A 22712-nucleotide genomic window follows, 5' to 3' on the forward strand; every position below is an offset into this window, starting at 1 on the left:
GAAACAGGACCATCATCCGGCGCTACCGCGAAAAATTCAAACCGGCACCTTCAATCGGGTCAGTCTCCGGTCACCCTCACCGGCCCGAGATCGCCCATCCCCACTGTCCCGCTCGCCATGGCGAGCATCGCGTCGAGGCTCTTCTTGGCCTGCAGCCTGAGCCCTTCCTCGATTTCGACGCGCGGCTCCAGGTCGCGCAACGCGAGGTAGAGCTTCTCCAGCGTATTGAGCGCCATGTACGGGCAGATATTGCAGTTGCAGTTGCCGTCCGCGCCGGGCGCGCCGATGAAGTTCTTGAGCGGCTCGGCCTTTTCCATCTGGTGGATGATGTGCGGCTCGGTCGCGACGATCAGCGTGTCGCCCTCCATGTCGCGGGCATAGGCCAGGATGCCGCTGGTCGACCCGACATAATCGGCATGGTCGAGAATATAGGGCGGGCATTCGGGATGCGCGGCGACCGGCGCGCCGGGGTGTTGCCCCTGCAGCTTGAGCAGCTCGGTTTCGCTGAATGCCTCATGCACAATGCACACGCCCGGCCAGAGCAGCATCTCTCGCCCGGTCTTGCGCGCGAGATAGCCGCCGAGATTCTTGTCCGGGCCGAAGATGATCTTCTGGTCGAGCGGAATCTGGCTGAGGATCTTCTCCGCCGAGGAGCTGGTGACGATCACATCGCTCAGCGCCTTCACCTCGGTCGAGCAGTTGATATAGGTCAGCGCGATGTGATCGGGATGCGCCTCGCGAAAGGCCTTGAACTGATCCGGCGGGCAACTGTCCTCCAGGCTGCACCCGGCATTCATGTCGGGCAGCACGACGATCTTGTCGGGGCTGAGGATCTTCGCCGTCTCGGCCATGAAGCGCACGCCGCAAAAGGCAATGACATCGGCATCGGTCGCCGCGGCCTTTTTCGACAAATCGAGACTGTCGCCGACGAAATCGGCAAGGTCCTGAATCTCCGGCTTCTGGTAATAATGCGCCAGGATGACGGCATTGCGCTCCTTGCGCAGCCGGTCGATCTCCGCACGGAGATCGAGTCCGGTCAGGCTCCCGCCAATGCCACCCCGGCCGTTCGATACGCGTGCGTCCAATGTCGTGCTCCCGCCAATACAGCGCCCACATGGCCCCGCTGGCCCCGCCGATCAACCCGTGCCAATCAACTCGTAAGCGCAGCGGTCAGCGCAAGCATCGGTGGCGTGAAGGCCAGCGGACGGATCAGCGCGGTCGCAATGGTGATCGTGCCGAAGCCCCAGAGATAGGCCGGGTGTACCCTGCCGCGCGTCACGAGATCATAGATCATGCCGACGCTCGCATAGACCAGTTGCACCGCCCAGATCGTCCAGATGATCCAGGTGCCGAGCAGCGGCAGCGGTAGCAAGCGGCCGACGCCGGGCGCCATCAGGTAGATCGCCCCGCACAGCATCAGCCGGCGATGCCAGTCGGTGCGCTTGCGCAGGCGGATCGCGGCGAAGGTCAGGCCGGCAAAAACCAGCACATTCGTCCAGTCCATGACCAGGAAGACATTGATTTCGAAGAAAGGTGGGATGCGGTGGAATATCGCCGCCAGCGTGTTGACCGACAGCCCGACCAGCACCATCCAGCACACCAGGCCCGCGCCGATCCAGCCGAGGCGGCGATGCAGCCCGGTCGCGCCACGATAGACCAGCACATTCTGCGTCACGTACAGCGCCAGCCACGCCATGAACGTGACGCCATGGACGTGAACCCACCAGGGCGCGCCGAGGCTCGAGCGTCCCATGAGGAATTGCAGGCCGAACCCAGCGACGATCGTCGCGGCGATCGCCAGCGCCATTGCCAGGAAGAAGGTGCGATCGCGGCTTGCCGCCCCGAGCTGCGTATCCGCTATCGTCGCCATGGCTTCCCCCCACGAGAATGTCCGGCGAGTCTATCCCAAGGCATGACAGCGTCAACCTGCGATCACTGGCCGACGATCAGCGGCGGTTGCCGAGCACCTCTTCGAGCGAGCGCGATCGATCCATCTGCTCGCTCGGCCCACGGCGTTCGAAGGGAAAGCTGACCACGACACGCACATCGCCAAGGCCCGTCGCTGCCAGCGGACCAGTGGCGATGTCGGCCAGCACACGGCGGGCATTTTCGCGTGCAACCGCCAGATGTTCGGGCTTCACACCTTCCTTCTGCGCGGCGCTTTTGGCATTGAGCGTCGCCCTGCGGACCAGCTGATCGGCGGCATCGCGAGTAACGAACAGGCCGCGTGTGCGATTGGCGGTCTGTGCCGCCCAGTCGATATTCGGTGCCGCGGGCACGACATCGGGCGCTTGAATGGTCAAGGTGCGGCGCGCCGGATCCCAGTCATAGGCATCGGCCGATACTCGCGACATATCGACGAAATAATCGACCGAGAACGGCGCCTTGATCACCTTGTCGGAGGTCAGCATGCCGAAGCCGCGCGTGTCGGAGGCCGACGCCTGCACCGTGCCGGACAGCGCACCGACCTTGATCGCGCTGGCGCCGAAGAATTTGGCGCTGACGATCCTGGTGATCGCCGTGCCATCATCCTCGCGGCTGATGGCATAGCGTTCGGTATATCTGTCCCACGCCATCCAGCCGCCGACCAGTGCGGCGATGATCGCCAGAGCGGCGAGAACGACCTGTGCGATGCGTTTGTTGTCCATCGCTCAGCCTCCGAGGATCGACCATATATCGCCGCGCTCGATCACCAGGCCCCGGTCGCGCAGGTCGATCAGATGGGCAAGCACCGACCGTTCGGCAGCGGGGAACAGGCGCGGGTCGATCCCGACATACATCTTCTCGACCATGGCGGGGATCGCGCGCGCTTCGTCACGCAGCAAGCGCAATATCTGCCCTTCGCGCTGCTTGCGGTGCCCCATCATGCCGCGCACCAGCCGTTGCGGGTTCATCACCGGGTCGCCATGCGCGGGGTAGTAGATGCGGTCGTCGCGCTGCATCAGCTTGTCGAGGCTGCGCATATAATCGGCCATGTTGCCATCCGGTGGCGAGACGATGCTGGTCGACCAGCCCATCACATGATCGCCGGTGAACAGCGCCTTTGTCTCGGGCAAGGCGAAGCAGAGATGGTTGGACGTATGCCCGGGCGTCGCCAGCGCGGTCAGCGTCCAGCCCCGCCCCACCACTGACTCGCCCTCGGTCAGCACGCGGTCGGGCGCATAATCATGGTCGAATGATGCATCGGCGCGCGGACCGCTATCGTCGAAAGCAAGCGGCGCGCAGCCGATGATCGGCGCACCGGTCGCGACCTTGAGCGGACGCGAGCCGGGGCTGTGGTCACGGTGCGTATGGGTGATGACGATCGCTGTAACCGGGCGCCCGGCGATCGCGGCAATCAACGCGTCGATATGCTCCGGCGTATCCGGGCCCGGATCGATCACGGCAAGGTCGGTCGTGCCCACCAGATGCACTTGCGTGCCAGTGTTGGTGAAGGGCGACGGATTGGGCGCAAGCAGTCGGGAAACGAGCGGTTCGAGCGTTTCAGCCACGCCGGTCGGTTGCTCGGTCATGCGGATCAGATGGCCGCTGGTGTCGCCAAACGCAAGAGCGCCGGCCCCTGCCATGCAGTGACCGGCGCACGTTCCCTCCCCGATTTGTCGCTATGCGTCAGTCAACCCTGGCAAGATTGGCTTCCATGTCGCGGATCGAATCATCGATCGATTCGAGCGCATCGTCGCGCGCCTCGCCGGTCAGATCGATATTGCGCGCCATGTCGGCGCGTGCGCTGCGCAACCCGCTCAGCGCCGATCGATAGGCCTTGCGCTCGATTTCCCGGCTGCTCACCGCATTGTTCGCGGCCAGCGCCGCGCCCTTGGCGGCCGTCTCCGCACCTTCGCGTGCGACGCGGTCGATGCGATTGCGGCAGATGACGATCCTGTGTTTGCCGCCATCCTGTTTGTTGATGACCATTGCCCCGCGATCGCCACCCTCGCCGCAGTTGATCGAGGAAACCCCGGGAATGTTTTGCAGCGCCGCCATCCCGTCAAACTCTTCGGTGTGAACCTTGCCGTCCCTGTCGCGCATGACGATTCGCACGCGCTGAGTCTTCTTGCCGTTGTCGTTGATCGTCGTGGTCGTCACCTGGCGGCTCCGGTCGCCGGTCCATTCGGGAGCGGCAGGCGGCACCGGTGGTTCGGGTGCTTCGACCTGCGCAAGCGTCGCCGGTGCAGGAACGGGGGCGGGATCCGGAGCGGGCGCCGGTGCAGGAGCCGGCGGGACGGGCGCCACTGGCGCCACCGGCGACGGAATATCGAGGCGCGCCAGATCAACCCCGGTCGCGGTCTGGACATTGCTGCGGATCGCGGCAGCCGCCTTGGTACCCGAGGCGGTGAACCCCAGGCCGGCAACGGTCAGCATCGCAACCGCAGCGGCACCACCGATCAGGCGCGAGCGTGATGTCTTGTTGGTGGTCAGCATCCTTAATCTCCCTTTCAGATCGTTGATGGTGTGGAGGTGGCAAGCAGCGGACACAGCCCCGCCATGCGCGGATTTGACGATCGCGCAGGCATAGGTGTGGCGCGCGATCGGGCTCAGCCCGGCGAGGACGCCCGCGTCATTGGCGATTTCCTGATCGGCACGGAACGCGCGGAACGCGCGCCAGGCGATGGGGTTGAACCAGTGCAGCGCAAGGATGAACAGCGCGACCCAATTGGCGATCAGGTCGCCGCGGGCATGGTGGCCAAGCTCGTGCGCCAAGGCGAGATCGCGTTCCTCACGGTCATAGCGCTCGACGAAATCGCGCGGGAAGGCGACATATTTGCGCACGATGCCAAAGGCGAGTGGGCCGCTGGCGGCATCGGTCTCGATCAGGTGAATGCCGCCATCGATCTGGGCGCCACGGACCTGGCGATCCAGGATGCGGCGGCAGAAACGAAGGTGCGAGATCGCATGCCACGCCAGGAACGACACCGCGCCCACCGCCCATAACGCGAGCAGTACCAGGCCAATCGATGGATAATAGGAGGCGGTGGCGGCGGGGGTGGTAAGGCTAGGGCCGGCAGTCGCGGCGGCGGCGCCACCGAGCGGCTCGATCACATAGATGGTGATCGTCTCGCTCGCGCGCGCCACCGGCGTGACCGCGATCTCACGCCAGGATTCGGGAATGGGCGGCAATAACAGGCGCAACACCGGCAGCGCCCATAGCGCATAGGTGACATCCGGCCCGAAGGCGCGGCGCACCGGTGCACGCAGCACAAGGACTCCGATCATCAGGATGGTCGAGGCGATCAGCGCTTCCAGCGCCCAGCCGGCGAACAGGGTGGCGCTCATGCCTTCAGCCCCTTCAGCAACGCCTCGATCTCGGCAATATCGCTCGCGCTGAGCTCGTCGCGCTCGGCGAGATGCGCGACCAATGGGGTCAGCTTGCCGCCGAACAGCCGGTCCATCAGCTTGCGCGATTCACCCGCGACATAGTCGCCGCGTACAACCAGCGGACGGTAAAGATAGCGGCGGCCATCTTCTTCATGCGCAATGATATTTTTGGCGAGCAGCCGGCCAAGCAACGTCTTGACCGTATTGGCGGACCAGTCGCGCCCGGCCGGGATGCGTTCGGACACGTCCTGCGCGGTCAGGGGCGACTCATCCCACAGGACTTCCATGACAGCATGTTCCGCGTCGCTTATCCGTTCGGCCATGTCGAATCGCTCCCGTACTGACTACGCTTGTAATCTTCTTGATTACGTCTGTAGTCAATAGGCTGAACACTGGGTGAATGTCGAGGCACCGACACCCTCTCCGACCGTTTCGAGCGGAAGGGGCTTGATACGAATCATCCACCACCCGAAGCTATCGGAAAATCAGGAGAGCCCGCGCATGACTCACTTCACCACCATCGCCTCCGGTCTGCGCTTTCCCGAGGGGCCGGTCGCGATGCCGGACGGTAGCGTCATCCTGGTCGAAATCGCGAATGGGCGGATCACGCGAGTCAGGCCCGACGGATCGACCGAGACGGTGGCCGAGCCGGGCGGCGGCCCGAACGGGTTGGCGATCGGGCCGGACGGCAAGCTTTATTGCTGCAACAATGGCGGCTTCAACTGGCACGAGAATAGCGGCATTCTCGCACCACACGGCCAGGCGGACGATTATTCCGGCGGGCGGATCGAACGCATCGACATCGCCACCGGCACGGTCGAGATCCTCTACAAGGACGGCGATTTCGGCTGTCGCCTGCGCGGCCCCAATGACATCGTGTTCGACGCCCATGGCGGTTTCTGGTTCACCGACCATGGCAAGAGCCGCGCGCGCGAGCGCGACATCACCGGCATCTTCTATGCCCGCGCCGATGGCAGCCTGCTCGAGGAAGTGATCTTCCCGAGCGAGAACCCGAACGGCATCGGCCTGTCACCCGACGGCGCATCGCTTTACGCGGCGGAGACCTACACCTGCCGCCTGATGAAATTCAACGTGACCGGTCCCGGCAAAATCGACCTTGCCGCTGGGCTCGGTGGCCCGGGCATCCCGCTCTATCGCCCCGCCGGCTATAAATTCTTCGATTCACTCGGGGTCGAGGCCAATGGCAATATCTGCGTCGCGACCATCGGCGAATGCGGGATCAGCGTGATATCGCCGACCGGCGAGCTGGTCGAATTCGTGCCGACCCCGGACATCTTCACGACCAATATCTGCTGGGGCGGCCCTGATCTGCGCACGGCCTATATCACTTTGTCGGGCACCGGCCGGCTGGTGAGCATGGAATGGCCGCGCCCCGGTCTCAAGCTCGCGCATGGCGCGGATTGATGCGCATCATCGGCAATCATGTCTCGCCCTACGCACGCAAGGTACTGGTCGCGCTGGCGATCAAGCGGATCGACTTCGAGATCGATCCGATCATCCCCTTTTTCGGCACGGATGATTTTACCCGGTTGAGCCCGCTGCGCCGCATTCCGGTGCTGATCGATGGCGATGTGACCCTGTGCGATTCGAGCGTGATCTGCGAATATCTCGACGAAGCCTATCCCGCCCCGCCGCTGATGCCGGTCGCGCCGGCTGACCGCGCACGCGCGCGCTGGCTGGAGGAATATGCCGATACCCGGCTTGGCGATGTGATCATCTGGCGGCTCTTCCAGGAACGGGTGATCAAGCCAGGCGTGTGGCGCGTGCCGGCGGATGAAGCGGTGATCACCACCGCAATCGATCATGATCTGCCCGGCATCATGGACTGGCTGGAGGGCGAAGCGCCAGCGGCGGCCTTCATGTTCGGCCCGGCGCCGATGACGGTGGATGTCACCTTCGCTTGCTTCTTCCGCAATGCCGCGCTGGCCGGCTGGTCGCCCGATCCGGAGCGTTGGCCCCGCGCGGCCGGTTGGATCGCGCGGAGCCAGGCGATCCCGGAATTCGCCGCGACCCTCCCGATCGAGCAATTGTTCATGACCACCAGGCGCGCCGAGCGGCATCAGGTGCTGCGTGACGCCGGGCTGTCGATCACCGCAGAGACGGTCGGCGGCGATGCGCCGCGCAAGGGTGTGATGCCGATCTGACCTCCGCCAGTCGCGGCTTTACGATTGCGTTTTGTGCAACCAGCGTTGCGCCGCGGGTGCGATTGACCCGAACCGGCGCGCCCGCCTATTGCGCGAGCCAGAAAAACCTGTGGAGGGCCCTGCGATGAAGAAGCTGTATTCCGATGCTGCGGGAGCGCTTGACGGCCTATTGTTCGACGGCATGACGATCTGCGCGGGCGGGTTCGGCCTGTGCGGCATTCCGGAACGGCTGATCGATGCGATCCAGGCCGCAGGCACCAAGGACCTGACCATCGCCAGCAACAATGCCGGGATCGACGGCGAAGGCCTGGGCAAGCTGCTGCGCAGCCGCCAGGTCAAGAAGATGATCTCCTCCTATGTTGGTGAGAACAAGGAGTTCGAGCGGCAATATCTGAGCGGCGAGCTCGAGGTCGAATTCTGTCCGCAGGGCACGCTTGCCGAACGCTGCCGCGCCGGTGGCGCCGGCATCCCCGGCTTCTATACCAAGACCGGCGTCGGGACCTTGGTCGCCGAAGGCAAGGAAGTGAAGAATTTCGACGGCGAGGGCTATATCCTCGAACGCGGCATCCGCGCCGACCTGTCGATCATCAAGGGCTGGAAAGCGGACGAAAGCGGCAATCTGATCTTCCGCAAGACCGCACGCAATTTCAACGCGCCCATGGCCACCGCAGGCAAGATCTGCGTCGCCGAGGTCGAGGAAGTGGTGCCGGTCGGCAGCCTTGATCCCGACACGATCCATTTGCCCGGCATCTATGTGAAGCGGCTGATCGTCGGCGCGCCCTACGACAAGAAGATCGAGTTCCGCACGGTGCGCGAGCGGGCCGACGCATGATCCTGTTTCACCCCACCTGTTCGCTTCGAGCGAAGTCGACAAGCCAGTTCCAGGGACCGGTTTCTCGACTTCGCTCGACACGAACGGTGGTGGCGGTGGCGGCCACACTCGCGCTTGCGGGCTGCACGACGGCGCAAATGCCGGTGTCGACAACGATCGCCGCTCCGGCGCAAACCGTCCCACCGGGCATGCAATATCTCTATGGCTCGGGCGAAGGTGCGGCGATCAGCGCGCAGGCCTGGCGCGCGCTGGTCAATTATGTCGGATGGCAAGCCAACGACAAGTCCGGCGAGTCCGCGGTGCTTGCGCCCGACGCGACGCTTGCCGTGCCGAGGTGGATGTCGTGCGGCACCAAACCCAGGGCGGCGGTGTTCGACGTCGACGAGACCGTCCTGCTCAATCTCGGCTTCGAATATAACGACGCCGTCCACCCCGCGCCCTATGACGAGGCGCGCTGGCAGGCATGGGAAAGGACCGGCCTTACTCAGGTCGCGGCGGTTCCCGGTGCGGTCGAGGCACTGAACGACCTGCGCAAGATGGGTGTGACGGTGGTCTTCAACACCAACCGCTCAGTCGGCAACGCCGCGCAGACCGCGGCCGCGATCATCGGCGCAGGGCTCGGCCCGGCGGTGCATGGCGAGACATTGTTCCTCGCCGGCGACGATGCGACCGGCAACAAGAAGGACAGCCGCCGCGCGATGATCGCTGCGAAATATTGCGTCGTCGCGATGGGCGGCGACCAGCTCGGCGATTTCAGCGATCTGTTCAATGCCGGCCTCCCCCCCGCCGCACGCCGCGCCGCCGTCACGACTGGTGCGATCTCGGCCAAATGGGGCGTCGGCTGGTTCGTGCTGCCCAACCCGGTTTACGGCAGCGCGCTGAAGGGCGGCGTCGACGACATATTCCCGCAGGATAAGCGCTGGACGCCCCCTGCCGCTCCGGAGGCAAAATGACCGGCAAGCCAGTTCCGATCGATCTCGTTCCCTATACCGACCTGCTCGAAGGATCGCGTGAATTCCTGCGCGTCTGGGCAAGCGATGGCGGGCCGGTGACCTGCTTCATCAACCCGGTGCCGATCGGCGCCGACCCCGCCGCGTTCGGCATCGCGCTGGTCGATTGCGTGCGTCACGGCGCGATCACCTATGCCCGCGCCACCGGCATCAGCGAAGCCGAGGCACTCGATCGTATCTGGCTCGGCCTCGATGCCGAGCGTGCCAATCCCACCGATATCGCGACCCCTATACCGGGCGCAAAAGAGGAGCTGAACTAATGGCCTGGACCCGCGACGATATGGCTGCGCGCGCGGCGCGCGAGCTGCAGGACGGCTATTACGTCAATCTCGGCATCGGCATTCCGACCCTGGTCGCGAACCATATTCCGGAGGGTGTCGAGGTGACGCTGCAGTCGGAAAACGGCATGCTCGGCATTGGCCCCTTCCCGCTCGCCGGTGAAGAGGATGCCGACCTGATCAATGCCGGCAAACAGACGATCAGCGAGCTGCCGCAATCGGCCTATTTCAGCTCGTCGGACAGCTTCGCGATGATCCGCGGCGGGCATATCGACCTGACCGTGCTCGGCGCGATGGAAGTCGCCGAGAATGGCGACATCGCCAACTGGATGATCCCGGGCAAGATGATCAAGGGCATGGGCGGCGCGATGGATCTGGTTGCCGGCGTCAAGAAGATCATCGTCGTGATGGAGCATAACTCCAAGGCCGGCGACCCCAAGTTCATCCCGAGCTGCACCCTGCCGCTGACCGGCAAGAATGTCGTCGACATGATCATCACCGACCTGGCGGTGTTCCAGCGCCCCGATCATTCCAGCCCGTTCAAGTTGATCGAGATCGCCCCCGGCGTGACGGCGGACGAAATCGCGGCGAAGACCACCGCCACTTATATCAGCTGAAAGGCGCGCCGTGCAGCTGACCCTGATCACCGCGAACCGCAATTACTCAAGCTGGTCGCTGCGCCCCTGGGTGCTGATGAAAGCCCTGGGTATCGCGTTCGAGGATCGCATCGAGCCGTTCGCGGCGACCGACAATCATGACGCGTTCCGTACTTTCTCGCCGTCAGGACAGGTGCCGGCGCTGATCGACGGCGATCGAACGATCTGGGATTCGCTGGCGATCACAATGTATCTCGCCGAGCGCTTCGGCGGCGTATGGCCGGCGGATGAAGCGGCGCGCGCCTGGGCGATGTGCGCGGCGGCGGAAATGCATGGTGGGTTCGGCGCGCTGCGCAACGATTGCACGATGAATGTCGGCGTCCGCGTCACCCCCAAAGCGGCATCGCCCGCACTGGCACGACAGATCGCCCGGCTTGCCGAGCTGTGGGCGGAAGGAATTGAGCGGTTCGGCGGCCCGTGGCTGGCGGGTCCGGCCTTCACTGCGGTCGACGCCTTTTACGCGCCGGTCGCGTTTCGCGTGCGCACCTATAGCCTGGACGTCGGCGCGGCCGGCCAGACCTGGGTCGAGCACATGCTCGCCCATCCGGCGATGCGGCAATGGGAAGCCGAAGCGCTGGCCGAGCCATGGCGCGAGGCGGACCATGAGGCCGAACTCGCCGCCGCCGGCATCATCACGGCGGACTACAGGATCGTCTGATGCGCGTTCTGCTGACCGGATCGAGCGGCTGGCTCGGACGCTTCCTCGCCCCCCGGTTGCGCGTTGCGGGACATGAGGTCACCGGTCTCGACGTCGCACCGGGTGTCGATACCGATGTGATCGGCACCGTCGCCGATCGCGCGCTGGTCGATCGCGTCTTCGCCGAACGCCGGATCGAGGCGGTGATTCATAGCGGCGCACTGCACAAGCCCGACATCGTCCGTTATCCCCGCCAGGCGTTCATCGATGTGAACGTCACCGGCACGCTCAACCTGCTCGAAGCCGCGGTCGCCGCCAAGGCAAGCCGCTTTATCTTCACCTCGACCACCTCACTGATGATCTCGACCGCGATCCGCGAAGGGCATGGCGATACGGCGGTGTGGATCGACGAGAGCCTCGCCCCGCTGGAGCCGCGCAACATCTATGGCGTGACCAAGCTTGCCGCCGAGCAGATCTGCCGCCTGGTCCATGCCGAGCACGGCCTGCCGGTGCTGATCCTGCGCACCAGTCGTTTCTTCCCCGAGGATGACGACACGCACGACAGCCTCTCGGGCGAGAACATGAAGGCCAATGAGTTGCTCCACCGCCGACTGACGGTCGAAGACGCCGCCGAAGCGCATCTCGTGGCGCTCGACCGTGCCCCTGAGCTTGGCTTCGGCACTTTCATCCTCTCCGCACCGACGCCGTTTGCGCCCGGCGACGTCGCCGCGCTGAAGGCGGACGCCCCCGCCGTGATCGCCCGCTATTTTCCCGATGCGCCCGCCCTGTATGCCGCGAGCGGCTGGACGCTGCCGCACTCGATCGACCGCGTCTATGACGCCGGACATGCCGAGCGCGTGCTCGGCTTTCGCTGCCGCACCGGCTTCACCGAGATGCTCGCGGCGCTCCGCCATGGCGATGATCTGCCGGTGGCGCATGATGCCGCCTATCTCTCGCCGAAGGAATCCTGCGCGCAATAAAGCGCAAGCCAAGCATTGCCTTCGCGCAGTTTCCGACTAGATCGCCCTGATGGCCAGCCGTCCGCTCACTTTGTACGAGAAGATCTGGGCCGCTCACGTCGTCGAGCGGCGCGATGACGGCACCTGCCTGATCTATATCGACCGTCATCTCGTCCATGAAGTGACCAGCCCACAGGCGTTCGAGGGACTGCGCGTCTCGGGCCGCACGGTGCGGCGGCCCGACCTGACGCTGGCGGTGCCCGATCACAATCTGCCGACCACGCCGCGGGTCGATGCGCACGGCCATAGGCTGCCGATCGCCGATCTGGAAAGCGCGCAACAGCTTGACGCCTTGCGCCGCAATACGGCCGAGTTCGGCATCGCCTATATCGACGCGATCGCACCCCAACAGGGTATCGTCCATGTCGTCGGCCCCGAACAGGGCTTCACCCTGCCCGGCACGACATTGGTGTGCGGCGACAGCCATACCTCGGCGCATGGCGCGATGGGCGCGCTGGCCTTCGGCATCGGCACGAGCGAAGTCGAGCATGTCCTCGCCACTCAGACGCTGTTGCTGACTCCGTCGAAGACGATGGAAGTGCGCGTCGATGGTACGCTCGGTTACGGCGTATCGGCCAAGGACGTGATCCTGTCGATCATCGGCAAGATCGGCGCGGCGGGCGGCACCGGCCATGTCATCGAATATACCGGCGAGGTCATCCGCAACCTGTCGGTCGAAGGCCGACTGACCATCGCCAACATGTCGATCGAGGGTGGCGCGCGCGCCGGCCTGGTCGCGCCCGACGACACGACTTTCGCTTATCTCAAGGGCCGCCCGATGACGCCCAGGGGCGAGGATTGGGCGCGTGCGGTCGCCTGGTGGCGCAGCCTGCCAAGCGATCCCGCCGCCGTCTATGACGCGTCGGTGCGGCTCGACGCGACCGATATCGCACCCGCGCTGACCTGGGGCACCAGTCCCGAGGACGTCGTGCCGATCACCGGCCATGTCCCCGACCCCGACAGCTTCGCCGACCCGGCCAAGCGCGAGGCGGCGCGCAAATCACTTGCCTATATGGGCCTGACGCCGGGCACCGCGATGCAGGACATATCGGTCGGCCATGTCTTTATCGGCAGCTGCACCAACAGCCGGATCGAGGATCTGCGCGCCGCCGCCGCGGTCGCCAATGGCCGCAGCGTCGCCGACGGCGTGCGCGCGCTGGTCGTGCCCGGATCCGGGCTGGTCAAGCGCCAGGCCGAAGCCGAGGGACTCGACCGCATCTTCACCGATGCCGGGTTCGAATGGCGCGAACCGGGCTGCTCGATGTGCCTGGCGATGAACCCCGACAAAGTGCCGCCGGGTGAACGATGTGCTTCCACTTCCAACAGAAATTTCGTAGGACGGCAGGGACCGGGGGCCCGAACGCACCTGGTTTCACCGGCAATGGCGGCGGCCGCCGCCGTCACCGGTCGACTGAGTGACGTCCGGGACCTGATGGGGGACACGAAATGAAGCGCGCACTGGTATTGCTGGTCCTTGGCACCGTCTTGAGCGGGATCGCCGCTTATGCCGCCACCGCACGCCCCGCCAGCGAGTCCGCCCGCCCGGGCAAGTAAGCGAGACAAGCCCCTCCCCGCACGCTAGAGGGCGCGATACAAGGGGAGGAATCATCATGAAGACCGCTTTGTTCGCCGCCGCAGCCGCGCTCGCATTGATGGGCCAGGCCGCGCCTCCGGCACCCGCCGCCCCTGCGCCGATCAAGCTGTGGCGGCTCGATTGCGGCACCGTCGCCGCCAATGATCTCAATGCGTTTTCCGACACCCAGGCCTATCCGGGCAAGAGCAAGCTCCTGGTCGGCAGCTGTTATCTCATCAAGCATGGCGCGACCTATCTGCTGTGGGACGCCGGCCTGCCCGCGGCGATGAAGGGCAAGGCGCTCGACCGCAAGATCGCGATGGACGCCACCGTCACCAAGACGATCCCCGAACAGCTCGCCGAACTCGGCCTGAAGCCCGAAGACATCACGATGCTCGGCATCAGCCATTATCATTTCGACCATATCGGCCAGGCAGCGAGCTTTCCCGGCGCGACGCTGTTCATCGGCAAGGGCGATTTCGACGCGGTGAAAGCGGGTGCGCCGGGCGTGAATCCCGTGCCGCTCGCGCCTTGGGCAAAGGGCACGAGCAAGGCCGAGCCGATCAGTGGCGATCGCGACATCTTCCACGACGGCAGCGTGACGATGATCGATACGCCGGGTCATACACCCGGGCATCACTCGCTGCTGGTACGGCTGAAGAGCCGCACCTTCCTGCTGACCGGCGATGTCGCGCATTTCCAGGAAAATTACGACAGCAACGGCGTGCCCGCCTTCAATACCGACCGCGCCGAGACGCTTGCCTCGCTCGACCGGTTCAAGGCGCTGGCGAAAAATCTGAAGGCGACCGTGATCATCCAGCACGAGGCAGCGGATGTCGCCAAGCTGCCCGCATTCCCCAAGGCCGCCGAATAATGGACCCCGTCACACAAGTCTCCGGCCGCGCCTATCCTTGGGGTGCGAAGAATATCGACACCGATGTGATCATCCCGGCGCACTGGCTGAAGACGGTGACGCGCACTGGCCTCGGCAAAGGCGCGTTCGAGACGGTGCGCGCGCAGGAAGGCAATATCTTCGACGATCCGCGCTATGCCGGTGCGCCGATCCTGGTCGCGGGCGATAATTTCGGCTGCGGGTCGAGCCGCGAGCATGCCGCCTGGGCGCTTGCCGATATGGGCATCGCCGCAGTGATCGCGCCGAGCTTCTCCGACATCTTTTCAGGCAATGCGTTCAAGAACGGAATCGTGCCCGTCGTGCTGCCGCAGGAAGCGATCGACCGGCTGGTCGATGTCGCGAAAACCGATATCGTCACCGTCGACCTGGAGACGATGACCGTCACCACGCCGTTTCAGGACCGCTTCCCCTTTCATCTCGACGCGTTCCGCCGGCAATGCCTGATGGAAGGGCTGGACGAGATCGGCCTGACACTGGCAAGAGATACCGCGATTTCGAAATACGAAGCCGGTGTAGCCGAACATCGGCCGTGGATGAGCGGAGAACGGACACATGCGGGCACTATTGTCGAAAGCACCGGGCGGACCTGAAACACTAACCATTGATGAGCTGCCCGATCCGGTAGCCGGCAAGGGGCAAGTGGTCGTCGCGGTCAAGGCGTGCTCGATCAACTATCCCGACGTCCTGATCATCGAGGACAAATATCAGTTCAAGCCGCCGCGCCCCTTCGCACCGGGCAGCGAAATCTCCGGCGTGATCGAAAGCGTCGGCGAAGGTGTGACCGAATGGGCGATCGGCGACCGCGTGATCGCGACCACTGGCTCGGGTGGCCTGGTCGAAAAGATCGCGCTGCCCACCACCAGCCTGTTCCGCCTGCCCAAGGGACGCAGCTTCGCCGAAGGCGCCTCGCTGTTGCTGACCTATGGCACGACGATCCACGCGCTGCTCGATCGCGGACATCTTGGTGAGGGGCAGACGCTGCTCGTGCTCGGTGCCGCCGGTGGCGTCGGCCTGGCGGCAATCGAACTGGGCAAGGCATTTGGTGCCCGGGTCGTCGCGGCGGTCTCGTCGGAAGAGAAAGCGGCGGCCGCGAAGGAGGCGGGCGCCGATGTAACCCTGGTCTATCCCCGCGCGCCGTTCGACAAGGATCAGTCCAAGGCGCTGGCCGACCAGTTCAAGGCAGCGCTCGGCGCAGGGGGCGCGGATGTGATCTATGATCCGGTCGGCGGCGATTATGCCGAACCGGCGCTGCGCTCGATCGCGTGGGAGGGCCGCTATCTCGTCGTCGGCTTCCCCGCCGGCATCCCGCGACTGCCGCTCAACCTGACACTGCTCAAGAGCTGCGATGTGTGCGGCGTGTTCTGGGGCGCCTTCGCGGCGCGCGATCCCAAGGCCAACACCGCGCATATCGAACGGCTGTTCCGCTTGTGGAAAGACGGCAAGATCGCGCCGCGCGTGACCGAGACCTTCGCGTTCGAAGACGGCGGCAAGGCGATCGCCAAGATGGCCGCGCGCGGCGCGATCGGCAAGCTGGTGGTGACGGTCGCGGAGTGAGGGTCAAGTTGGGTGAGCGAAGACTCCTCCGCTGAAGAGGAGAGGGCTTAAGCAGGCAGCGCTGCATCACCCCCTTCCCTTCGCTCGCCCCCTTCCCTATCTCGCGGGGTGAAACTGCTACCGGCCCAAAGGAATGAGGCACATGACCACCTTCGACGACCGCGAACGCGCGTTCGAGACTCAATATGCGCGCGACGAAGAGATGCAGTTCCGCATCACCGCGCGGCGTAACCGTCTGCTTGGTCATTGGGCCGCAGCGCAAATGAAGCTGACCACGGAAGAGGCCGACGCCTATGCCAAGGCGGTCGTGCAGGCCGATTTCGAGGAAGCCGGCGACGAGGACGTGATCCGCAAGCTGGTCAGCGACCTGACCGCCGCGAATATCGAAATCGACGAAGGCGTCGTGCGTCGCGCGATCGAAGAGCATACGATCGAAGCCCGCCGTCAGCTGATGCAGTCGGAATAACCACATGGCGATGGCGGCAACCGAGATCGAGGCGCTGATCGTCGCCGGCATTCCCGGCGCGACGGTCGAGATCACCGATCTGGCCGGCGACGGCGATCATTATGCCGCGCGCGTCGTCGCGGAGAGCTTTCGAGGCGTTTCCCGGGTCGAGCGCACCCGCCTCGTCTATGCGGCGCTCGGGGGGCGCATGGGGGCCGAACTCCATGCGCTCCAGCTGACCACCGCCCTGCCCGACGCCGGGCCGGAACAAGGATGATGACGATGACTGACGATTCCCAGACCCGTATCGCCGATCTGGTCGGCAAGAGTGACGTGCTGCTGTTCATGAAGGGCAGCCCGCTTTTCCCGCAATGCGGTTTTTCCAGCCGTGCGATCGCGATCCTGCAGCATCTGAACGTACAGTTCGACAGCGTCGACGTGCTTCAGGACCAGGGTATTCGCCAAGGCATCAAGGCCTTTTCCGACTGGCCGACCATTCCGCAGCTTTATGTGAAGGGCGAATTCGTCGGCGGATCGGACATCATGATGGAAATGTACGAATCCGGCGAACTCGAGCAGCTGCTCGAGGAGCAGGGCGTCGCGCGCGCGCAATAAGCGCCCGGGCTGATGTCTGGGCTTGAGGCTGGAACATCACCACCGTTCGCCCTGAGCCTGTCGAAGGGCATGCGCAACACCTGGGCTTCGGCAGGCTCAGCCCGAACAGAGGCTGGGGTGTCTGGCCCCGGTGATGCTCTGATGGAATTGGAAAGCCGGGTGCGGGCGGGCCCGGCGAGATCGGAGGGAAGCTCGGGCCCGCCCAGCTGAAGCGTGAAACGCTCGGCGTACTTCAGACTATGCAGTGGCCGTGCCAGCTTTGCTCACCCGCGCAAAACCGGGCGAGACGATGGTTAACACCCCATCCCGCCCGATCCGCAGTGTAAGCAATTCCGACAGATCAGCGCCCGATCGTGGCGACGACCTCATAGAGTCCGGGATGTGCCGTGCCGAGCGCGGTATTGCACGCCAGATAGCCGCCCGCCCGCAGCCGCGCCATCACCGCCGCCTGTGCCGCCGCGTCACGGCTCTGCGCGTAATTCACCACCCGATCGCCTTCCAGCCCACGATGGATGCTCGCGGAAATCCAGCCATCCACGTCGCTGACCGCCGCCGCACTTTCCCGCAGCAACGCGATGAGCGCTTGCTGGTTTTCCGGCCGGCAAGTGAAGAGGTTGATCTGGGTCAGCACCCCGCTGCCGCTTTCGATGATCGTCATATGCTTCTCCGTCACTGGCCCATGGGGCGCACCCCGACAGGCCGGGCGCGATGATCGCGTCCCTTCCTGTCGCGGGTTCCACCCCAACGGATATGGGGTGGATACGGAGCGCTCCCGGAGCGGGAGCAGTGGCCGGGCTTACCGATACCGGCCTGCTTCTTTTCGACCGCGATGGAATAGCAAATGCCCGCATCTGCGTCTAGGAAACGGCGCATGACGAATTCCCGTACCGGCGGCCGCATCCTGGTCGATCAGCTCATCGCACAGGGTTGCGATCGTATTTTCACCGTTCCCGGCGAGAGCTTCCTCGCGGTGCTCGATGCGCTGCACGACTCGCCCGAGATCGATGTGGTGGTGTGCCGCCAGGAAGGCGGCGTCGGCTTCATGGCCTGCGCCGACGGCGCGATGACCAATCGGCCGGGGATCGCATTCGTCACGCGCGGCCCCGGCGCGACCAATGCGTCGATCGGCGTCCATGTCGCGATGCAGGATTCGCAGCCGATGATCCTGTTTATCGGCGACGTCGATCGCGGCACCAAGGACCGCGAGGCATTCCAGGAGATCGATTTCCAGGCGATGTTCTCGCCGATCGCCAAATGGGCGGCAAAGATCGACGATGCCGCGCGCATCCCGGAATATGTCGCGCGCGCCTATGCGACGGCGATGAACGGCCGGCCAGGGCCTGTGGTGCTGGCGCTGCCCGAGGATATGCTGCTCGACATGGTCGAGGCGATGGATCGGCCGAAGGTCGAAACGTCTTCACTCGGCCTCGACCCGCACAAGGCGGCCAGGCTTGCCGAGCTATTGCAATCGGCCAGGGCGCCGGTCGCGATTGTCGGTGGCGCCGGGTGGGACAAGGCGACCGGTGCCGCCTTTGACAGTTTCGCGACCGCCTGGGGCATTCCGGTGGTCAGTGCGTTTCGGCGCCAGGATGCGATGCCGAACGAGTCCGAAGCCTGGGCCGGCAATCTCGGCTATGGCCCCAATCCCAGGCTGGTCGCCCGGGTCAAGGCGGCGGATGTCCTGCTTGTCGTCGGCGCGCGGTTGGGAGAGGCAACCACCGATGGCTATACGCTGATCACCCCGGACCATCCGGGTCAGACGCTGATTCACGTCCATCCCGACCCGGAGGAACTGAACCGCTCCTATCGCGCCGACGTCGCGATCTGCAGCGGCATGGTCGACTTCGCCAACCTTCTTGCCAATCTCGCTTCGCCGCCGCAGCCGCGAACCGACGCCACCGAAGCGCATGCCGACTATCTCGCCTGGTCGACCCCCGCCCCACGCGACATCAGGATGGATCTCGGCCCGTGCGTCGCCACGATGCGCGAGAAGCTTCCCGCCGACACGATCATCTGCAATGGCGCGGGCAATTATTCGGGCTGGTGGCACCGCTATTGGCGTTATGCGGGACAGCCCAGCCAACTGGCGCCGACCGCCGGCGCGATGGGTTATGGCGTCCCCGCGGCGACCGCCGCCGCACTGCGCCATCCCGACCGCATGGTCGTCGCACTGGCCGGTGACGGCTGCTTCCTGATGAACGGGCAGGAACTCGCCACCGCCGTGGCGCATGGCGCGAACATGCTGGTGCTGGTGATCGACAACAGCACCTATGGCACGATCCGCATGCATCAGGAGCGCGAATACCCCGGGCGGATTTCCGCGACACGGCTGCAAAACCCGGATTTCGCGGCACTCGGCCGGGCCTATGGCTGCTGGGCCGAGACGATCGAGGAAACCGCCCAATTCGCGCCTGCGCTCGACCGGGCGATGGCGCAGAGCGGCGTGCGTCTGCTGCATATCAAGACCGATATCGAAGTGATCACCGCCGGCACCACGATCTCGGCATTGCGGAAATAGTTGGGCAGAGACCCCCGTTGGATTACCTCTTCTTCCCCGGCGCAGGCCGGGGTCCAGTTGGGAGGCAGGAGTAAAGGGGCGTCTCACGCTATCGCATGTGCTCCTCGACTGGACCCCGGCCTGCGCCGGGGAAGCAATTGGGAAGGTGCATGTCTGACGGACATGATCATCCGCAGGCCTGACGGCAGAATGCGAGATACGAAAAGGCCGCCCGGTTACCCGGAGCGGCCCTTCTTTTTCAAGCAATCGTAACGATCAGATATCGTCGCCGAGCGCGCCCTTGACCTTGCCGGCGACCTGCTGCGCCTTGCCTTTCAGCTCCTGCGCGGCGCCTTCGGCCTGAGTCTCGGGGTCGCTGCTATGCTGCTTGGCCTTGCCAATGGCTTCATTCACATTGCCTTTGATCTTGTCGATGAGCTCGCCCATGATAATCTCCTGAAATCAGACCGTTGTCGTCGGGGGGTCGGCGGTTTCGGGTCGTGGAGAGAACGGATGAGCGTTGGGGCGGTTCCCGAAACATTGCTTGGTTTCGGTGCAATCGCCCGATGATTGATCGAGATCAATCATCGGCGTTTCCGGCGCGCCTGTGGTTCGACCGGTTCAGGGCGGCGCTGCCCAAAGGCAGCATGATCCTCGACCTTGGATGCGGCGGCGGCGAGCCCATCGCGCGCTATCTGATCGATCAGGGGTTTCATGTCACGGGTCTCGACAAGGATCCGGCGATGATCGACCTCGCCCGGACTCGCTTCCCGCGCGAGACATGGATCCACGGTGATATGCGAACCATTGCCATCGGCACGCAGTTCGAGGGCGTGATCGCCTGGAACAGTCTGACGCGCCTCTCTCGCGCGGATCAGGCGCGCATGGCGGAGCGGGCTGCGCGATGGCTGAAGCCGGGCGGGCGGCTATTGTTCAATGTCGAAGCCGACAAGGACAGCGCGGCATCCGACTATCGCAGCGGATCGCCATATCATGCCGAACTCGGCCCCGCCGACTATAGCGCGGCGATCGCCGGGGAGGGCCTGATCGAAATGGCGCATGTCGCCAGGGATCCGGCCTGTAACGACGCCGGCATCTGGCTCGCACGCAAGCCCTGACCACGCGTCGCGGTAACAATTCACGCCAGCCGACCCAATACCGGCGGACGGGATCATTCTCTAGGCGCTGGTTTCGATGTCGGTCCTGAAGCGAACGCCGACCGTGCGCCCATGGGCGTCCCCCCAGTCGTACAGCGCTTGAAGCGTGGTCGCCAGGTTGCGCCCGTGGTCCGTCAGCGCATAGCGCGCCTTTTCGTCAGCGCCGGTCTCGATCATGACGAAGCCGATTTCGACCAGATCGGCCAGCCGCTGCGTCAGCATCTTGTCGGACAGCGACGGGATCATCCGCCGCAGGTCGGAATAGCGCATCGACTGTTCCTTGATCCGCGCCAGGATGACCGTCTTCCATTTGCCGCCCAGCGCGTCGAGCGCGAACTCGACCGGACAACCGTAAAGCCTGCCTCGTTGCGTCATCCGCACTTGATAGCGGCTGCCCGGTCCCGGCGGAAAGGGAAATTCCGCCGCGAACGCATGACGCCATCCGCGCCGGCGGAACATCGCCGCGCCGGGCGTGGCGAAACCGGAGGGCGCCCTGTCAGCCCGTCACGCCCTTCAGGAAAGCGAGAACGGCGGCCCAATTCGCGTCGGCCCCTTTCGGATTCTTCGCGGCGATCAGGGTCGACGAACCGTGCACGCCGCCCGCCTTGGGCTGGTAAAAGACCTTTCCGACCGCCGGCACGGCATCGAAGATCGGCTTGGCGCGCGCGACCTCTTCCGCATCCCCGGCCGAGGTGACGAAGACCGGCACGGTCAGCTTCGCCGCCGCGGTGCTGACCAGGGTCTTGTCGTCGAAATATTCGCCCGGCGAGAAGGACAACACCGCCTTGACCACGGGATTGGCGGCAGCGACCGGGAAGACCAGCGACGAGGAATAGCTGCTGCCCCAGATGATCACCGGCAATTTCTGCGTCTTCGCCCAGTCGACCGCTGCCTGCAGGTCGCGCTCCGCGGCGAGATAGCCCGGATCCTTGCCGACCAGCAACGCGGTCTCATTCTCGCCGAACAGCCCGCCGCCCGATCGTTGATCGATCGCCAGCGCGTCATAGCCCGCGGCGTTCAGGCGCGGCGCGATCGTCGCATATTCGCCCTTGCCCGACCCGGCCTGATGAAACAGCAGGATCAGCGCCTTGGGCTGCGCTGTCTTGTACAGCCGCGAAAAGACCGTGACGCCGTCATCCGCCTTGATCGTCACCGGCGAGGCCTGGGATGCTCCCTGCGCAGCGTTACCGCCCGTGGGTTGCACATTGCACGCCGCCAGCGTCATCGCCGCAATCACCATCATCCGCCGCATCGTCGCTCTCCATCCCATCGATAAAAAGGGGTGCCGGGCTTTTGGCCCGGCACCCCCAGTTACGCAATCGCGTTCGACCGCAGTGCGGCGGCGTTCAGCCGCAGCACGGCAGACCGCAACACACGCCGAGCGCGCAGCACGCCGCCGTGACCGCGCCCGGCGCCGCGGCGAATGCCGCGCTCGCCGATCCGGCAAAAAGGACGATGGCGATTTTGGTGAAACGAATCATGAGATGTCTCCAGATAAAATGATGTGAATTTTGGATCGTCTCATACGGTTCGCGGTTGTGGCGGCTCTGGCGCCATGATGCGCGCGACCAGACGGGTCGATGGAGCGCCAAAGGCAGCAAGGGCTGTCCCTTCTCGCGCATTCACATTGAGCGGTTTAGGCAGGATCGCGGGCAACAGGATTGGCAAGCACCGGCCAGCATCATGTCAGGGCATCGCGCGGGCCCTTGCGGGCAATCGCACGAGCCCACGCTGGAATCATCGGCGCCGCTGCCGCGCTCACCGCCCTGACACTCAGCGCGTTGAGCAATAATATCAGCAACAGGGTGAAAGCGCGCGCCATCGAAATCCTTCTCATCGGATGCTCAGGCTCTTCGTCACAGCATCCCGCCCGGTTACAAATCAGCCTGACAGTGAACCCATAAACCCGGAATGGCCGGGATTGGTGGAGGCTGTGTGAAAACGGCCTAATATGCTATGATTCTGGCGTTGCAGGAGGCGCCGAAGTGGGACGTTTCATTGAGGGCTGTGACCGCCGGCAGAAGCTGCTTTTGCCGGATTGCGTTGGT

Annotated in this window: 29 protein-coding genes; 17 read left to right on the forward strand and 12 right to left on the reverse strand. The window is 64.7% G+C overall.

Features of this window, described 5'->3' with window-relative positions; genetic code table 11:
• Positions 1 to 59 precede the first annotated feature (59 nt).
• From nadA to OO12_RS17600, 6 genes are all read right to left on the reverse strand, one after another.
• A complete protein-coding gene (gene nadA / locus OO12_RS17575) occupies positions 60 to 1085 on the reverse strand; it encodes a quinolinate synthase NadA (protein ID WP_052216003.1) in 1026 nt (341 codons plus the stop codon).
• Between the two features lie 65 nt (positions 1086 to 1150).
• Positions 1151 to 1870, reverse strand: a complete 720-nt coding sequence (locus OO12_RS17580; protein ID WP_034160028.1) for a hypothetical protein — start codon at positions 1868 to 1870, stop codon at positions 1151 to 1153.
• Positions 1871 to 1946: 76 nt separating this feature from the next.
• Positions 1947 to 2648: a DUF4230 domain-containing protein gene (locus tag OO12_RS17585; protein WP_034160029.1), complete on the reverse strand. Its 702-nt coding sequence runs from the start codon at positions 2646 to 2648 to the stop codon at positions 1947 to 1949.
• Between the two features lie 3 nt (positions 2649 to 2651).
• Entirely contained in the window at positions 2652 to 3512 is an 861-nt protein-coding gene (locus tag OO12_RS17590; RefSeq protein WP_034160058.1) for an MBL fold metallo-hydrolase, read from the reverse strand.
• Positions 3513 to 3609: 97 nt separating this feature from the next.
• Complete coding sequence (locus OO12_RS17595) at positions 3610 to 5271, reverse strand: M56 family metallopeptidase (RefSeq protein ID WP_034160030.1); 1662 nt, start codon at positions 5269 to 5271, stop codon at positions 3610 to 3612.
• Positions 5268 to 5636: a BlaI/MecI/CopY family transcriptional regulator gene (locus OO12_RS17600; protein ID WP_034160031.1), complete on the reverse strand. Its 369-nt coding sequence runs from the start codon at positions 5634 to 5636 to the stop codon at positions 5268 to 5270. Before OO12_RS17600 ends, OO12_RS17595 begins: the two co-directional genes overlap by 4 nt.
• A gap of 178 nt (positions 5637 to 5814) precedes the next feature.
• Here OO12_RS17600 and OO12_RS17605 point away from each other — a divergent pair, with 178 nt between their 5' ends.
• From OO12_RS17605 to grxD, 15 genes are all read left to right on the forward strand, one after another.
• The gene (locus tag OO12_RS17605; RefSeq protein WP_034160032.1) at positions 5815 to 6738 is read left to right on the forward strand and encodes an SMP-30/gluconolactonase/LRE family protein; all 924 of its coding nucleotides are present in this window, start codon (positions 5815 to 5817) and stop codon (positions 6736 to 6738) included.
• Positions 6738 to 7478 carry a glutathione S-transferase family protein gene (locus tag OO12_RS17610; RefSeq protein WP_034160033.1) on the forward strand — a complete coding sequence of 247 codons (741 nt, stop codon included), beginning with the start codon at positions 6738 to 6740 and terminating at the stop codon, positions 7476 to 7478. The genes OO12_RS17605 and OO12_RS17610 overlap by 1 nt, the downstream gene beginning before the upstream one ends.
• Positions 7479 to 7602: 124 nt before the next feature.
• Positions 7603 to 8310, forward strand: coding sequence for a CoA transferase subunit A (locus OO12_RS17615; RefSeq protein ID WP_034160034.1), 708 nt, complete (start codon positions 7603 to 7605; stop codon positions 8308 to 8310).
• Positions 8311 to 8447: 137 nt separating this feature from the next.
• Positions 8448 to 9263 (forward strand): HAD family acid phosphatase, encoded by an 816-nt coding sequence (locus OO12_RS17620; RefSeq protein ID WP_152616499.1) that lies wholly within the window; start codon positions 8448 to 8450, stop codon positions 9261 to 9263.
• On the forward strand, positions 9260 to 9580 hold the full coding sequence (locus tag OO12_RS27040) for a DUF5076 domain-containing protein (protein ID WP_052216004.1): 321 nt from the start codon (positions 9260 to 9262) through the stop codon (positions 9578 to 9580). Before OO12_RS17620 ends, OO12_RS27040 begins: the two co-directional genes overlap by 4 nt.
• Positions 9580 to 10215 (forward strand): CoA transferase subunit B, encoded by a 636-nt coding sequence (locus OO12_RS17630; RefSeq protein ID WP_034160036.1) that lies wholly within the window; start codon positions 9580 to 9582, stop codon positions 10213 to 10215. The genes OO12_RS27040 and OO12_RS17630 overlap by 1 nt, the downstream gene beginning before the upstream one ends.
• 10 nt (positions 10216 to 10225) lie before the next feature.
• Complete coding sequence (locus OO12_RS17635) at positions 10226 to 10912, forward strand: glutathione S-transferase family protein (RefSeq protein WP_034160037.1); 687 nt, start codon at positions 10226 to 10228, stop codon at positions 10910 to 10912.
• Positions 10912 to 11871: an NAD-dependent epimerase/dehydratase family protein gene (locus OO12_RS17640; protein WP_034160038.1), complete on the forward strand. Its 960-nt coding sequence runs from the start codon at positions 10912 to 10914 to the stop codon at positions 11869 to 11871. The genes OO12_RS17635 and OO12_RS17640 overlap by 1 nt, the downstream gene beginning before the upstream one ends.
• Before the next feature lie 49 nt (positions 11872 to 11920).
• Positions 11921 to 13360, forward strand: a complete 1440-nt coding sequence (leuC, locus tag OO12_RS17645) for a 3-isopropylmalate dehydratase large subunit (protein ID WP_034160039.1) — start codon at positions 11921 to 11923, stop codon at positions 13358 to 13360.
• A gap of 160 nt (positions 13361 to 13520) precedes the next feature.
• Positions 13521 to 14357 carry an N-acyl homoserine lactonase family protein gene (locus tag OO12_RS17650; protein ID WP_034160040.1) on the forward strand — a complete coding sequence of 279 codons (837 nt, stop codon included), beginning with the start codon at positions 13521 to 13523 and terminating at the stop codon, positions 14355 to 14357.
• Positions 14357 to 14986 (forward strand): 3-isopropylmalate dehydratase small subunit, encoded by a 630-nt coding sequence (leuD, locus tag OO12_RS17655; RefSeq protein ID WP_034160041.1) that lies wholly within the window; start codon positions 14357 to 14359, stop codon positions 14984 to 14986. Before OO12_RS17650 ends, leuD begins: the two co-directional genes overlap by 1 nt.
• Positions 14949 to 15950, forward strand: coding sequence for an NADPH:quinone oxidoreductase family protein (locus OO12_RS17660; protein WP_034160042.1), 1002 nt, complete (start codon positions 14949 to 14951; stop codon positions 15948 to 15950). Before leuD ends, OO12_RS17660 begins: the two co-directional genes overlap by 38 nt.
• A 142-nt stretch (positions 15951 to 16092) precedes the next feature.
• Positions 16093 to 16416 (forward strand): DUF1476 domain-containing protein, encoded by a 324-nt coding sequence (locus OO12_RS17665; protein ID WP_034160060.1) that lies wholly within the window; start codon positions 16093 to 16095, stop codon positions 16414 to 16416.
• 4 nt (positions 16417 to 16420) lie between these two features.
• On the forward strand, positions 16421 to 16672 hold the full coding sequence (locus OO12_RS17670) for a BolA/IbaG family iron-sulfur metabolism protein (RefSeq protein WP_034160043.1): 252 nt from the start codon (positions 16421 to 16423) through the stop codon (positions 16670 to 16672).
• Positions 16673 to 16677: 5 nt separating this feature from the next.
• Positions 16678 to 17010 (forward strand): Grx4 family monothiol glutaredoxin, encoded by a 333-nt coding sequence (gene grxD / locus OO12_RS17675; protein WP_034160044.1) that lies wholly within the window; start codon positions 16678 to 16680, stop codon positions 17008 to 17010.
• A 340-nt stretch (positions 17011 to 17350) separates the two neighbouring features.
• On the opposite strand, the gene OO12_RS17680 is transcribed toward grxD, so the two are convergent.
• The gene (locus tag OO12_RS17680) at positions 17351 to 17668 is read right to left on the reverse strand and encodes an antibiotic biosynthesis monooxygenase (RefSeq protein ID WP_034160061.1); all 318 of its coding nucleotides are present in this window, start codon (positions 17666 to 17668) and stop codon (positions 17351 to 17353) included.
• A 213-nt stretch (positions 17669 to 17881) separates the two neighbouring features.
• Between OO12_RS17680 and OO12_RS17685 the strand changes: the two genes are divergently transcribed.
• Positions 17882 to 19528 (forward strand): thiamine pyrophosphate-binding protein, encoded by a 1647-nt coding sequence (locus OO12_RS17685; protein WP_034160045.1) that lies wholly within the window; start codon positions 17882 to 17884, stop codon positions 19526 to 19528.
• A 255-nt stretch (positions 19529 to 19783) separates the two neighbouring features.
• Here the strand turns inward: OO12_RS17685 and OO12_RS17690 are convergent, their stop codons facing one another.
• A complete protein-coding gene (locus tag OO12_RS17690) occupies positions 19784 to 19954 on the reverse strand; it encodes a CsbD family protein (RefSeq protein ID WP_034160046.1) in 171 nt (56 codons plus the stop codon).
• A gap of 119 nt (positions 19955 to 20073) precedes the next feature.
• Between OO12_RS17690 and OO12_RS17695 the strand changes: the two genes are divergently transcribed.
• A complete protein-coding gene (locus tag OO12_RS17695) occupies positions 20074 to 20625 on the forward strand; it encodes a class I SAM-dependent methyltransferase (RefSeq protein WP_034160047.1) in 552 nt (183 codons plus the stop codon).
• A gap of 60 nt (positions 20626 to 20685) precedes the next feature.
• On the opposite strand, the gene OO12_RS17700 is transcribed toward OO12_RS17695, so the two are convergent.
• The 4 genes from OO12_RS17700 to OO12_RS28655 all read right to left on the reverse strand — a co-directional run bounded on the left by OO12_RS17700 (position 20686) and on the right by OO12_RS28655 (position 22486).
• Positions 20686 to 21039, reverse strand: coding sequence for a winged helix-turn-helix transcriptional regulator (locus tag OO12_RS17700; RefSeq protein WP_034160062.1), 354 nt, complete (start codon positions 21037 to 21039; stop codon positions 20686 to 20688).
• Positions 21040 to 21160: 121 nt separating this feature from the next.
• Positions 21161 to 21916 carry an alpha/beta hydrolase gene (locus tag OO12_RS17705; protein WP_034160048.1) on the reverse strand — a complete coding sequence of 252 codons (756 nt, stop codon included), beginning with the start codon at positions 21914 to 21916 and terminating at the stop codon, positions 21161 to 21163.
• 94 nt (positions 21917 to 22010) lie between these two features.
• On the reverse strand, positions 22011 to 22145 hold the full coding sequence (locus OO12_RS29310; RefSeq protein ID WP_261300210.1) for a hypothetical protein: 135 nt from the start codon (positions 22143 to 22145) through the stop codon (positions 22011 to 22013).
• Between the two features lie 200 nt (positions 22146 to 22345).
• Entirely contained in the window at positions 22346 to 22486 is a 141-nt protein-coding gene (locus OO12_RS28655) for a hypothetical protein (RefSeq protein ID WP_160296836.1), read from the reverse strand.
• Positions 22487 to 22712: the final 226 nt, after the last annotated feature.

The sequence above is a fragment of the Sphingomonas sp. ERG5 genome (assembly GCF_000803065.1).
In the GTDB taxonomy this organism is placed as follows: Bacteria; Pseudomonadota; Alphaproteobacteria; order Sphingomonadales; family Sphingomonadaceae; genus Sphingomonas.